Raw genomic sequence first — 12,016 nt, 5'->3', positions numbered from 1 at the left:
TACAGCCGCTACCCCTGGCTGCGCTCGCTGATGAACCTGCTGGCCGAGATCGAACAGATCCAGGACCAGATTTCCACGAACAACGTGATCACGCTGGTGCCTTCCAGCAAATAAGCGGCCAAGAAAAAAATGCCCGCCTGCGTCGCCGCCGGCGGGCCATCTCCCCCTCAGCCGGAATCCTCAGGCGCCAGGCGCCTTGATTTCGTGCTCGACGTTGGCGCTTTCATCTCCCACCTTGCTCTTCCACGCAGAGACGAAAAAGGCTTTCTGCGCATCGTCCGGTTCGTCGAACCAGACCACGATCAAGGTTCCCTTGTGGTCGTGCAGGTGCGACAGCTTGGCCAGGAAATCCCGGTCGCCGGCGACGTCGGCAAGGGCTACGGCATAACCGTATACGCGGTTGAGCCGCTCGATCCGGTCGGGCTCGGTTCCACTGTTGGTGGCAGTGATCTTAGGATGATCGAGGTACATCGCGCTTCTCTCCCAGGTTGCGTTGCATCCACGCATTGTACGCCTTGCGCGGCGCCGCATAAGACAGCGTCGCCCATCCCTCACGAAATTGACAACCGTCAAAACATTGCCGGGTTGACTCATTACCATCAAGAACACACATCTTTCTCATCATTCGAAAATCGGAGACACCCCATGATCAGAACCGCTGCGGAACCGCGTGTTGGAGAGGACGGCGTGACCTTCACCGTCGAGGTCGGATTTGCCGATCGCGAGTGCCTGGTTTCGAAGAACGCGCTTGCGCACCTGCGCCGCATGCGAGGCGGCCAGCTCGACTTCCTGGAGACGTATCGCGCATTCGAAGACCAGATCCATAGCGTCGCGCGGCGGCTCGTCGTCGCCGGCGTGAGCGGTTCGCCGCTGGTGCTCGGCGCCGCTTACTTCGTTTGACGCCGCAGGCTGCGACGCTTGCGGCGCCGCCTATGCCACCCGCACCGCCACCCGCATCGCCAGCTGTGCAGGCATGCGGGTTGTTTTTTTGATGTGCATCGCGTGTCGCATCCCGCTTGCATCAAACGCAAGCACACACTTTCGCGTCTGACGGCACAGAAATAAGCATCTCTGAGAATTATCAAAAATGCATCCGCATGATTGGTCAGAATAAGATCCAGATCGAACCAGAAACGGGGAATAGCCAGATGAATGAAGCCAAAGAGATGAAAGAGATGAACGCTCAAGAACAGTTTCAATATGACCCCAACAATTTGCTGGAGTCGCTGATCGAAAAGCTGAATCTGAAAAACGATGCCGCTCTCTCTCGCGCCCTCGAGGTCGCGCCGCCGCTAATCAGCAAGATCCGCCATCGCCGCCTGCCGGTCGGCGCCTCGCTGCTGATCCGCATGCATGAAGTTTCGCAGCTGAGCATCCGCGATCTGCGTCACCTGATGGGCGACCGCCGCACCAAGTTCAGGATCAGCGACAAGCAGTTCAAGCCGAAGGCGACGCCGTCGAATTCGGCCAGCTCGACGACCTGAGCCCGCTGTCCACGGTCTTCCCTCACTGCCTGCGGCGCAGCGCGCCGCCGCAGCAGTGAAGGCTGTGCACACACGCGGCAGCGGTCGCGCTCTTGCTCCTGATCCCGGTGGCGGCCGGCTGTCCTGGCCCGCGCATGACATTGCTCAAACAGGCAGGTCGCGTGCAAGGTAGGATCACCACATCAATTGGAGCATGAGATGTCGATATCTGATGAGCACCAGGTTCCGCCGGAACCGGTTCCCGCCGACGATCCCGTGCCGGAAAAGCTCCCTGCGCCAGGCGACGATCCGGTGCCGGACCATAATCCCGTCGCAAGACCCTCGCCCCGGCGCGTGCCCGCGGGCGACGCTCGTCAACCCTGACGCGGTGCGGCCCCAGCGGCTGCATCCCTCCATTTTCCGCAACCCGCTCCCATGAATCGCACGGAGCCTTTCCGACATTTGCCGCCTGCATGACCGAGCGCATGCCCGACTGGCTCGAGACCGTGTCCTACGCGGCCATGCCATGGGCCTTCCTCCTCTACCGCATCCCATGGACGGCCACCCTCCTGCAGCTGCTCGTCGCCCTGCTGGGCGCGATGCTTTTCCATCGCTTCGGCACGGCGGTCCTGCGGCGCCTGGCCGCGAACCTGCCATTCTCGCGGAAGCTGGTGGAGTACGGACACCGCGCCGGTGCGGTCGTGGCCTTCCTTTTCCTTGCCCAGGTCATCCTGCGCAATGCGCCGGCATCCCTGCCCGGCCTCGAGCTGATGCGGCATGCGAACACCCTGCTCCTGATCACCGCGCTGACCTGGCTCGGTGTGCGATGCGTGCGGGCGGTTGCGATGACGATCATCGACATGAACCCCGCCGACGCCCCGGACAACTTGCAGGCCCGGCGCGTGCAGACCCAGACCAGAGTACTCTCTCGCAGCGTGATCGTCCTGCTCGTCCTGATCGGCGGCGGTTCGGCACTCATGACGCTGCCGGGCCTGCGGCAGGTCGGTACCAGCCTGCTCGCCTCGGCCGGAGTCGCCGGCCTGGTTGTCGGCTTTGCGGCAAAACCGGTGCTGGGAAACCTCCTCGCGGGCATGCAGATCGCGCTGACGCAGCCCATACGCCTGCAGGACGTGGTCATCGTGCAGAACGAATGGGGGCATGTCGAGGAGATCACGGGCACCTATGTCGTCGTGCGCATCTGGGACCAGCGGCGCCTGGTCGTGCCGCTGCAATGGTTCATCGAGAATCCATTCCAGAACTGGACAAGGACGGCATCGGAAATCCTCGGCACGGTCAGCATCTGGGTCGACTACACCATGCCGCTCGCACCGCTGCGCGCCGAAGCCGAACGCATCTGCCGGGAAGCGCCGGAATGGGATGGAAGGCTGTGCATTACCCAGGTGGTCGATGCGAACGAACGCGCGATGCATGTCCGGGTCCTGATCAGTGCCAGCGATGCCGGACGGGCCTGGGACTTGCGGTGCCGTGTGCGGGAGGGGCTCGTCGAATTCATCCAGCGGGCTTACCCTGCCCACCTGCCGCGCGTACGGGCCGAAGTGGAGAGCCCGCCATCCGGCGCGCAATGACTATGCCGCTTGACGATTCTCAAACGTCGCTGCGGGAGCGGCTGCTACATTGCAGGCTCACCAGGGAGGAGATTCCAATGTGCAACTACACCGACAACTTGAAGACCGCGCTTTCATTCAACGAGTACCTCGTTCAAGCCACGCTTGATTATTGGAAGGCGGTGTCGTTTCCGGCGCTGTACTACGCCAAGTTCCTGTAGTCCCTGCATCCAGTGCGCGTCCTCGTGCGCGTCGAGGGCCGCCTGGATCACGTAGCGGATCAGCTCCGCGTAGCCGTGCCCGTCATCGCGGCACGCGTAGCGGGGAAGCAAGCCGGCTTCCACTGCCTTTTTCATTGCGGCGTCGAGCATTTCATCCGTGATCAGCCTGTCCATGATCCACCTCGCATGTTTTGCCTTCGTCCCCACAGTGTGAACACGCATTGTGACGTCCGGATGAATCAACGAATCCGTCACTGTTACTCTTGCGATACGCATTTCGGCAACCCGCACCGGGAGGCACTATTTCCGTTGCAAAATATATGCCGCACCACAATCGTGCAGGACCGCGGGAAAAAGCGGCGGCTCTCCCATATATATGGCTAGGCCGTCGATCCGCCGCAGTGTTTAATTGCGCATCCCGAACTGAATGCGTGCATCACGATTTCCCGCCATGTGGAGCAAAAAGAAAAATTTCCCGGTTTCCTGTTCCGAATGCCACTCCCCCTTGCCTGCAATGGCAGAGACATGCACCGAGTGCGGCTACCCCGTCACCGGGGGTGCTGCCCGCCGCGCGGAAGCGGCACGCGCGGCTGACCTGGAATACAAGCTCGTCCAGCTGCTCGGGGCCGTCTTGTTTGGAGGGGGCGTGATCGCCGTCGTCGCGGATTCCCCGATCACCGCCACCATCTCGCTCACCATCGGCGGCGCAACCTACCTGAGCGGCCTCATGGGCGCCTGGTGGAACAGCGGGGATTAAGAACGGGCTTCGGCGCGCGTAGCTTCCGTTTCGGTGCGCGCCTGCGAGACCTCGCGCAGGGCCTGTGCAAGAAGATTGAGCTGGGGCTGGCCTGACACCATCATGCCAGGAAGGCCGCAGGCACGGACTGCCTGCTCGAGTTTGCGCAGCGCTGCGAGTTCGCGGTTGGGTGATGGCAATGACATCTCTTTATTTCCGTCGAAGAAGTGTGCGAACACCCTAGACCTTTTCCGCCGCCCTTTGTTCCGCGGCAAGCCGGACAGCTGCGCACGGGACGCCTGATCGCGCTCAAGCAGCGCCCGCAATGCAACTGTTACGATGGTTCGAAAAGGAAAGTCAATGCAAATCGAGACCATCGGCAAGTACCAGCTCCACCTCATCGCCCATGAACTGCCCGGTAAAGCGCGGTGGGATCCGTTCATCACCATCCTTCGCTTCGACGACGAGTCGCAGGATTTCAAATGCGTCCTCGAAAAGCGGCACGCGGGCGAACCCTGCGCAAGCTACGAAGAGGCCATCGAGCTTGCCCGGCGCGCCGGCACCGCGATGCTCGAATCCGGGAAGTTGTAGGATGAAGGAGTATGCGCGTCGTCCGACGCGACTTCACCCCGAATTGATATAGTGCAATGAGTCGCGCATCCAAGCGGCTACCATTGCATCGAGGTCATGCTGCGTGAACGACACGCTGCACGACGAATCTATCAGACAAACCTCTATCGAGCCGTCGGCATGCCACGGATTCACACGCACTACGACAACCTCAAGGTCGCTCGCGACGCGCCGCCTGAAGTGATCCGAGCCGCCTACAAGACCTTGTCGCAGAAATACCATCCCGACCGCCACGGCAACAGCGCGGAGGCGATCCGCATCATCCAGATCATCAACAGCGCCTACGCTGTACTGTCCGATCCTGCCAAGCGCCGCGAACACGACGAGTGGATATCGCGCAACGAAACGTCGTCCAGCCGCCTGGGCGAGCACGGGTTCAGGGAATGCAGCGTCACGCATGCGCCGGTGCGCAGGTCGTCGCGGCGCTCCCGCCGCCGGCACTCCATCAGCTATTACTACCTGCGCTACGAGATGTCGCTCCAGCGCGCCGCGCACAAGTTGCGCTCGCTGCTGGACAGGTACTCGCGCAAGCTGTTCAGGAAAACCTGATCGCGCACCCTTTGCGCAAACACAGCGCACGCGGGGAAATTGCCTGACGGATCGCAACTTCCGCGCGCTCTCTGAATGGTGTAATCGAAGAAACGATACCGCACCAGGAGACAAGCATGCTGTACGCCCTGATTTCGCTTGCAGGACTCATCACCGCCGGCCTTGTCGCCGGTGCCTGCATCAACGTGCTCTTGCAGCTCGAGGACATCGACCAGACGCCTTGAGCGCCGCCCTCCTCCGCGCGACTGTTCCCGCTGCAATATTGAACGCGCGTTATCCCTGTGTGACTAAGCAGGAGGAGGTACCGGCGAATGAAATGCAACGATCGCCCGCTGGGGCAAAGGCTTGCCCTCAAACTGCAATACATCTGGCGCCTCGCCATCCCGTTCTGGCGCTTCCGCGATGCCGGCAGGGGAACAGTCGAACAGCGCATCGCCAACTACAGGCATAACCGCTCTCAGCGCAAGATACTGCCGTTCTATGTAGGGAAGTGGGTCGGCATCGCGGCCTGCATGTTCCAGATCATGCGCCTGTTTTCCGGCATGATGGCCAGTACCGCTACCGAAAGCGCGAACCATCTCACCGTCACCCTGCTCTGCATGAGCGCCGGCATCGGATTCGCATTTTCCTGCGTGGTGCTTGCCCTGCTGACAAGCAGCTACGTATTCCTCAGCTGCGTAAAGAAATAGGATCTGCGATGGCTGCCGGCGAAGCGGCAGCCATCGTTAGTGCCTTACTGCTTGCGTCCGATGAACCCGCCAATGACCGCCGCGCCACCGGCGGCCGACATGCGGTACGCGCCGGCGATTTCAGCAGGTCCCGAACCGCTGGTGCCGGTCGAGACCACCGGGCCGAACAGGCGCCCGCCCACACCGCCGCTCAAGCTGCCATTGCCTGCCGTGCCCGTCAGGTAGTTGGAGACATTGGAGCCCGCCGCACCCAGCGTTGTCGTTGCGGTGAAAGTGGCGGGCACTACTGCCCCGGCCGCGTCGTCGGTCCTCGTATTCTGCACGGTGACCGTCACCTGCCGGGTGGCGAAGTTGACCGTCATGGTGGCCGACCCGCGGAATACCGACGGATCGGTCAGCGTGCCATTGCCGTACCAGCCCCAGGCCGTGCCGCTGTACGTCGCCGTGCCGGTCGTCGGCACGGAGGCCGGCGCCGTGACGTCCCCGTAGGCAACGACGCCGCGGCGGTTCTTGTTGTGTTCATTACCCTGGTTGGCCCATTCCTCGATCAGGACCGTGTCCTGCGTTACCCAGCCGGCGAGGTTCGCGTACTGAAAGCCCAGGTTCGTCAAGCCGCGATACCCCTTCGATCCCGGGAAGGGAACGCCAACGCCGGTGCCGCCGGGAAGGATGGTCACCGCGCCGTTCGGACCTGGCTGGCCGTTGCCTGCATGGACATCCCCATCCTCGTGCAGGCGCGCTGCGCTAACCTGGTCGGGCGCCGTGCCGCCGCTGCGCCAGTCGCCGAGCTGGTTCTGCAAGCCGTCCGACTCGGTCGTGCGGCAGTCCGTGACATCAGCCTCGCAGCGCGGAGGATTGCCGGTGCGCGGGAAATAAGCATTGTTCGCGTAATTCGCCTGCGTCCCGCCGGCGCCCCGTGTGGCGTAGTCGTAGAAGCTCAGGTTTGACGGATCGGGCAGCGCGCTGAAGACAAGCGCGCCCGAGGAATTCAGTTGGGTCCGGCCCTGGGTCGTACGGAAGGTTTCGATAATCGGCGGGCGCTCGGTCGTGCCATCCCAGCGCAGGCCGAGATTACTCAACAGAACCGCTGCCGTGCCGACGTTGCCGCTCGCGTCCTTTGCCACGCGCACCTCGGCGACACCGTTGCCATCCTCGAGCGCAAAGCCGGTGGCACCGGTCTTCATCGTATTGTTCGCGGCAAGGTCGCTTGTCGACTTGCCATATACCTGGACGCCGGAAGCCGACATGCCGACGCCGTTATCGGTCCTGATGATCCCGCCGCCGCTGCACTGGAACCCTGCACCGTCGGCGCACGCCATCGTCGTGGAGCCCACGTTGCCCGGCGGGGTCGTTCCGCCTCCAGTGGCGGGCGGCGTGCCGGTGGACGGAGGTGTGCCTGTGGAGGGCGGTGTGCCGGTGGAGGGAGGTGTACCTGTGGAGGGGGGCGTGCCTGTGGGCGGTGTCGACGTATCAGTCGCCGGCGCTGCCGACGACCCTCCACCGCCGCCGCCGCAGGCGGTGAGCACCGCGGCTGCCATGAGCGCAGCGCACAGCGGCTTGATGCTCAAGCCCTTCAAATCGATGTCGTTCTGTCCCATCCCTCGTTTATTTTTCTCGATGATCTTTTCCATCCCGAACCTTTCATGTCTGTCGCAATGACGCTTCTTGCATAAGGATTGAGGTGCTGCGTAGTTTTTCTCTGCCGCCCGGAACCTGGACCGCACGCCGCCATTCCAATGCATAGATACGCATGCCGGAGAGGCGGCGCGTTATGCCTCGCTTGCCCGGTTGAAGCTCATCTTCTATTGCTTCGAAAAATCGCTTCTTGAGAACTGTTAACTCCAGCGCATTTGCGTGTGGCTTGAAACACACTATCACCGGGAAGCGGAAGCAGCGCGCGTGAAGTAACGGATGGAATGCCTTGCAGTTGCATGACGCAGAGTCGAATTCGCGAGCGTGGAGAGAGGGGTGTGACGACAGGAAATTGTGTGTCGATTTACCGACACGAGCAGAAGAAAAACTCTAAAACGCGGCACCCCGTGATACGAGCCGGAGATCGAGATTTATACTGAATTTTGCGATGCAGTGACCTGTGAGGCGATCATGGAAAAATCACATTCGCGGCCGTTGAGCAAGCGCGTGCCGCCCGTCAGCAAGGACCAGTTCAACCTGAACGTGGTGGTGCGCCCCCGCAGCGCGGCCAAGCGCGAACAGCGCGAGGACAAGCTGACCCGGGAAGACATTTCACGCGCGATCAACATCTGGGCGAGCATGTACCTGGCGTCGGACGAGTCGATCGAAGCGCGCGATCTGTGCCTGCCATCGCGCCCTTGGCTCGGCCGCAATCCCTCCAGCGTGAAGCGTTTTGAATAGGCGATAAAAAACCGGCTCGTGGCCGGCTAGTGAAAGTCCCTTGTAGGGCTTGGGGATACCAGATACTACCTCATCCCGGGCGTGTGCAGTGCGAAAAAATGCACGGCGCGCCCCGCCTCCCTCAGACGCACCGGCGTCCCGCTTCTCCCCGCAGTGTTCAAGGCAATGGAAATGTCCCCCTGAAGCCGCTACTATTCCATGATTGGCGGAAAACAATAACATCGGGGGAGTTGGCTCAATGAACAGCTTACTGGCGCGCTGCATCGCTCTGTCCATCGCGGCGGCCTCACCGTATTCACAGGCATTTGCCCAGCCGCGGGACGACAAGACTCTCGATTCCCTCTACGAACGCGGCCAGCGTGAACTGGCCCCGAACTGGCGCGGCCTGGGAAAGACCCACGAATCCGCCGTATTCGTCCACCAGGATATCCGCAAGGCCGAGAAGGGCATGCTCTCGGTCTGGACGCATCACGAGCTGCCCGCGGCCGGCTATATCGACAAGGAGAAAGCCTATCTCTCGACCCGCGACCGGGTGCTTGTCGACTGCAAGGGCGTGCGCACCGCAACGGCGGACATCGCGTATTACGCCGAGCGCTTCGGCTATGGAACGGTGGTGGCGACGGCAAGGAAGAATGCCGAGTTGGCCGAGGCCGTGCCCGATTCGATCGAGGAATTGCTGGTGAAGGTGGTGTGCGCCCCAAAGACGGCCAAGACGGCCAAGGCAGCCAAGGCGCCGAAGAAACCGGACGCAGCGGCGCAGGAAAAGCAGTAGCGCGGAGCAGCGCTGTGCTCCCACCCCGCGGGCGGGAGCGTCAACGGACAGGGGACGCGACTAGCCTTGCTTGAACGATTTGACCGCGAGGATGAGCGAGCTGATCGATGCGGACGCCTTCACCGCCACCGAACGCAGCCGCCCCGCATCCAGAAGCGCGAGGCGCCTTCCCTTCAAACGAATCCTGTTGTGCAATGACCTTCCCATTTCCGCTCCTCCTATCCCTGGAAACATCCAGTTACAGAAATTATAGGAAGCGTCCTCTTACGAGAATGTGACAGCAAGCACAATCGCATTTGCGCGTCCGCAAAAAACAACAGCGCGACTGCATCCCGCACGCCGCCAGCGGCTCAACCGCGGATGCCGAGGGCCGGAACCACTGCGGGCAGCCGGCCGCCCGCACGCGGGAGAGCGGAATTTTCCTTGGTTTCATTCTCATGCTTGTTCCTGCGCTCGCACGCGGCAACGACTGTCGCCGCCAGGACCAGTACAAGAATGGCAATGCGCTCCGGGGTGGCACTTTGGGGCATGTTCGACCTTCGTTACTGCACAGATCGACCTAGACCACATTATGTTTCCCTAGTTCAACGGAACGGCGGAAAAAGCGCATCCGCCACCCGCATCGTGGCCGGAATGACAGCAGACGTGCCAATGCGATCACTGAGCTGCCGCTAACGCGGCGGGGCCGGCCCCACCCCGCTCGGCCCGGGCGCTGCCGGATTGCCAGCCCCGACACCCATGCCGGCGCCGGGCACCTGGATCGGCGAACCCTGTGCGTCGTTCGACCCCTGCACCGCGGGCGGAGGTGGGCTGATCCGCACGCCTTCGGCGCCGATCATGCACGAACAAAGACAGGCAGCTGCCGCGGTCCCTAGCAAAAGGTTGCGCATGACCGTTCTCAGAAGCCCAAGCCGATGCCGACGCCGCCACCGCTGCGGCCACCCCATGAGCCGGCGCCGACGCCGATATGGACGCCGCGGCCCGGATATGTCGGGTCGTTGTAGACGCTGTTGGGATCGTTCGCCGCAGTGGTGCTGTTTCCATTCGGCGCCGAGGCGCAGCCGGCGAGGCATGCCAATGCCAGCAGCGGAAGAAGACGGGATTTCATGAGGCCTCCTGAACTGTTCAGGAGCTTAGAACGCGACGAGAGGCGCGGGTTCGACGGCTCAGGCGGCCTCGTGCAGCCAGGCCAGCGCGGCGGGCCTGTCGTGGAACACGCGGACGCCGAAGTCCTCGGTATCGATCAGCGCAATCGCGGTATCGGCCGAAATCTGCGAAAACTTTGCCGGGCTGTATACCCAGGCGAAGCGCTTCATGCCGGAAGCCTTCATCTGCGGGAACCACTCCCGGGCAGCCCATTCCGCTGCGCCCATCCACAGGCCGCGCGTTTCGGTGTTGTCGTTCAGGATGTAAAAGACCTGGTGCCGGACCATCTGCTCATGCAGATGCGCGCACCCCTGCACGCCTGTGTTCATGCTCTGGTATCCCTTCCAGTTCGCGTGGAGGATACGGGTGTCGGGGTCGAGGAGAAGATCGATGGAGGAGTCGCTGTACAGCTCGAGCATGGCGTCTTTGATTGCACGATGGCCCTTGTGACAGGGACCGTGGATAGTAGCACATGCAAATTTCTTCGGCAGGCCGGCCTATACTGGCGCAAGATCCCTGCAAGTCTCTTGAAGGAGGAGTCCCATGTCCGACGCAAACAACGCTCGGCACGCTCAGCAAGTTGCGGCAGTGCGGCCCGGCAAGGAAATCAGCACGCTTCAGCGCCTGCCCTACTTTATCGGCGTGTCGGCCGGCACCGTCGGGGCGCGGGGACTCTCGATGCACCTTGTCGTGATTCCTCCCGGCGCCCGTGCGAATCCGCATCTCCACGAGGGATATGAAACCGCGATCTACGTGCTGCAGGGCCGCGTGGAAACACGCTACGGCGAAGGCCTGGACCGGTCTGTGGTCAGTGAAGCGGGCGAGTTCCTCTTCATCCCTCCCGGCGTCCCGCACGAGGCAATCAACCTGAGCGACACCGAACCCGCGCGCGCCATCGTAGCCCGCAACGATGCCAACGAGCAGGAGCGCACCGTCCCCTACCCGCCCCCGGCGTGAGCGGTGTGAACGATTTCGCCCGAGGCGCGCCCAAACAGGATTTGGAGGGAGCGATGCGCAGCGACGACCCGGATGCAGTGAACCGCCTCATCGGCGAATTCTCCGACCTGCAGGAAGCATGGGAAGCCCAACCGGAAAACTTCGACTGGGCAAGGCTGGAGGCGTTGGCCCGTGACGGCGCGCAGGCCTACAACGAAGGCGCCGGCCCCTCCTTCCATGCGCTCGCCCTGGACGGGGTACAGCACACCGAGCTGCACGAACGCTTCCTGGCCAGCCTGGTGGCATCCGGGTTCGACCCGTTCAAGCTGTCGTCGCGTGCCGGCACCGGCGTCGCGCCCGTTCCCGTCATCGACCACGCCGGCCTTGCCGAAGCGGCCCTGTCCAATCCATCGTCCGCGCGGATGCGGGCCATCCTCATGGAGCTGGCGCGCAACCGCTTCGGCATGCTGGCCGAGGAAGCACGCGCAAACGGCCGCATTCCCGACGATGCCTACGAGGTGGTGGACGCCTGCGCGGAATCGATCCCGCTCGACCTGCTCGAATCGCTCGCGCCTGAACTCGCCCGGTCGCATCATGGCGACGCCAGGAAAGGCTCGGTCGATCCGGTCGAAGGATACCTCAGCCCGGCCGAAGTCATCGTGGAGAACCGGCACGTGCCGTACGGCTGACGCACAGCGGCGGCCCGTATCTAGGCGTCAATACTGCAAAAGGGAAACGGGCGCAGGGCATCCATCTTCGGGCTTCGCTTTTCGGCTGGGCCGGCCTACACTGGAATTGGGATTGGTGCCGAAGGAGGCCGGTTGCGTCTCTTTCTCCGCGACGCTGGACATTTTGGCGACAGGCTAATACAATCTCGCCTCTCTTCCCCGATAGCTCAGTCGGTAGAGCGACGGACTGTTAATCCGCAGGTCCCTG

At 62.5% G+C, this 12,016-nt stretch carries 18 protein-coding genes; 11 read left to right on the top strand and 7 right to left on the bottom strand.

Translation table 11 applies throughout. From position 1 onward, the window contains the following. Positions 1 to 180 precede the first annotated feature (180 nt). The gene (locus VFF99_RS19940) at positions 181 to 471 is read right to left on the bottom strand and encodes a hypothetical protein (protein WP_325020673.1); all 291 of its coding nucleotides are present in this window, start codon (positions 469 to 471) and stop codon (positions 181 to 183) included. A 174-nt stretch (positions 472 to 645) separates the two neighbouring features. Between VFF99_RS19940 and VFF99_RS19935 the strand changes: the two genes are divergently transcribed. The 3 genes from VFF99_RS19935 to VFF99_RS19925 all read left to right on the top strand — a co-directional run bounded on the left by VFF99_RS19935 (position 646) and on the right by VFF99_RS19925 (position 3,049). Continuing rightward, positions 646 to 900: a hypothetical protein gene (locus VFF99_RS19935; RefSeq protein ID WP_325020672.1), complete on the top strand. Its 255-nt coding sequence runs from the start codon at positions 646 to 648 to the stop codon at positions 898 to 900. 248 nt (positions 901 to 1,148) lie between these two features. Next, a complete protein-coding gene (locus VFF99_RS19930; RefSeq protein WP_325020671.1) occupies positions 1,149 to 1,484 on the top strand; it encodes a hypothetical protein in 336 nt (111 codons plus the stop codon). Positions 1,485 to 1,936: 452 nt separating this feature from the next. After that, positions 1,937 to 3,049, top strand: a complete 1,113-nt coding sequence (locus VFF99_RS19925) for a mechanosensitive ion channel family protein (RefSeq protein ID WP_325020670.1) — start codon at positions 1,937 to 1,939, stop codon at positions 3,047 to 3,049. Positions 3,050 to 3,162: 113 nt separating this feature from the next. On the opposite strand, the gene VFF99_RS19920 is transcribed toward VFF99_RS19925, so the two are convergent. Further along, positions 3,163 to 3,423 (bottom strand): hypothetical protein, encoded by a 261-nt coding sequence (locus VFF99_RS19920; RefSeq protein ID WP_325020669.1) that lies wholly within the window; start codon positions 3,421 to 3,423, stop codon positions 3,163 to 3,165. A gap of 340 nt (positions 3,424 to 3,763) precedes the next feature. Here VFF99_RS19920 and VFF99_RS19915 point away from each other — a divergent pair, with 340 nt between their 5' ends. Further along, a complete protein-coding gene (locus VFF99_RS19915) occupies positions 3,764 to 4,006 on the top strand; it encodes a hypothetical protein (protein WP_325020668.1) in 243 nt (80 codons plus the stop codon). Here VFF99_RS19915 and VFF99_RS19910 read toward each other — a convergent pair. Beyond that, complete coding sequence (locus VFF99_RS19910; RefSeq protein ID WP_325020667.1) at positions 4,003 to 4,191, bottom strand: hypothetical protein; 189 nt, start codon at positions 4,189 to 4,191, stop codon at positions 4,003 to 4,005. The genes VFF99_RS19915 and VFF99_RS19910 overlap by 4 nt on opposite strands. A 154-nt stretch (positions 4,192 to 4,345) precedes the next feature. Here VFF99_RS19910 and VFF99_RS19905 point away from each other — a divergent pair, with 154 nt between their 5' ends. From VFF99_RS19905 to VFF99_RS19895, 3 genes are all read left to right on the top strand, one after another. Further along, positions 4,346 to 4,576, top strand: coding sequence for a hypothetical protein (locus VFF99_RS19905; RefSeq protein ID WP_325020666.1), 231 nt, complete (start codon positions 4,346 to 4,348; stop codon positions 4,574 to 4,576). 159 nt (positions 4,577 to 4,735) lie between these two features. Then, on the top strand, positions 4,736 to 5,164 hold the full coding sequence (locus VFF99_RS21320) for a J domain-containing protein (RefSeq protein WP_414691560.1): 429 nt from the start codon (positions 4,736 to 4,738) through the stop codon (positions 5,162 to 5,164). Positions 5,165 to 5,475: 311 nt separating this feature from the next. Next, a complete protein-coding gene (locus VFF99_RS19895) occupies positions 5,476 to 5,853 on the top strand; it encodes a hypothetical protein (protein ID WP_325020665.1) in 378 nt (125 codons plus the stop codon). Positions 5,854 to 5,897: 44 nt separating this feature from the next. Here VFF99_RS19895 and VFF99_RS19890 read toward each other — a convergent pair whose 3' ends face one another. Next, the gene (locus VFF99_RS19890; RefSeq protein WP_325020664.1) at positions 5,898 to 7,484 is read right to left on the bottom strand and encodes a hypothetical protein; all 1,587 of its coding nucleotides are present in this window, start codon (positions 7,482 to 7,484) and stop codon (positions 5,898 to 5,900) included. A gap of 472 nt (positions 7,485 to 7,956) precedes the next feature. Between VFF99_RS19890 and VFF99_RS19885 the strand changes: the two genes are divergently transcribed. After that, a complete protein-coding gene (locus VFF99_RS19885; RefSeq protein WP_325020663.1) occupies positions 7,957 to 8,226 on the top strand; it encodes a hypothetical protein in 270 nt (89 codons plus the stop codon). A gap of 238 nt (positions 8,227 to 8,464) precedes the next feature. After that, positions 8,465 to 8,998, top strand: coding sequence for a surface-adhesin E family protein (locus VFF99_RS19880; RefSeq protein WP_325020662.1), 534 nt, complete (start codon positions 8,465 to 8,467; stop codon positions 8,996 to 8,998). Between the two features lie 350 nt (positions 8,999 to 9,348). Here the strand turns inward: VFF99_RS19880 and VFF99_RS19875 are convergent, their stop codons facing one another. The 3 genes from VFF99_RS19875 to VFF99_RS19865 form a co-directional block, all read right to left on the bottom strand. Beyond that, complete coding sequence (locus VFF99_RS19875) at positions 9,349 to 9,528, bottom strand: hypothetical protein (protein ID WP_325020661.1); 180 nt, start codon at positions 9,526 to 9,528, stop codon at positions 9,349 to 9,351. 368 nt (positions 9,529 to 9,896) lie between these two features. Continuing rightward, on the bottom strand, positions 9,897 to 10,106 hold the full coding sequence (locus VFF99_RS19870) for a hypothetical protein (RefSeq protein ID WP_325020660.1): 210 nt from the start codon (positions 10,104 to 10,106) through the stop codon (positions 9,897 to 9,899). Between the two features lie 58 nt (positions 10,107 to 10,164). Next, on the bottom strand, positions 10,165 to 10,563 hold the full coding sequence (locus VFF99_RS19865) for a hypothetical protein (protein WP_325020659.1): 399 nt from the start codon (positions 10,561 to 10,563) through the stop codon (positions 10,165 to 10,167). A 124-nt stretch (positions 10,564 to 10,687) separates the two neighbouring features. Here VFF99_RS19865 and VFF99_RS19860 point away from each other — a divergent pair, with 124 nt between their 5' ends. Together VFF99_RS19860 and VFF99_RS19855 are read left to right on the top strand one after the other, a co-directional pair. Beyond that, positions 10,688 to 11,101 (top strand): cupin domain-containing protein, encoded by a 414-nt coding sequence (locus VFF99_RS19860; protein ID WP_325020658.1) that lies wholly within the window; start codon positions 10,688 to 10,690, stop codon positions 11,099 to 11,101. 53 nt (positions 11,102 to 11,154) lie between these two features. Then, a complete protein-coding gene (locus VFF99_RS19855) occupies positions 11,155 to 11,769 on the top strand; it encodes a hypothetical protein (protein ID WP_325020657.1) in 615 nt (204 codons plus the stop codon). Positions 11,770 to 12,016 lie beyond the last annotated feature (247 nt).

Source organism: Noviherbaspirillum sp., assembly GCF_035654295.1.
Lineage (GTDB): Bacteria > Pseudomonadota > Gammaproteobacteria > Burkholderiales > Burkholderiaceae_D > Noviherbaspirillum.
This window is presented reverse-complemented; position numbering and strand designations above follow the sequence as displayed.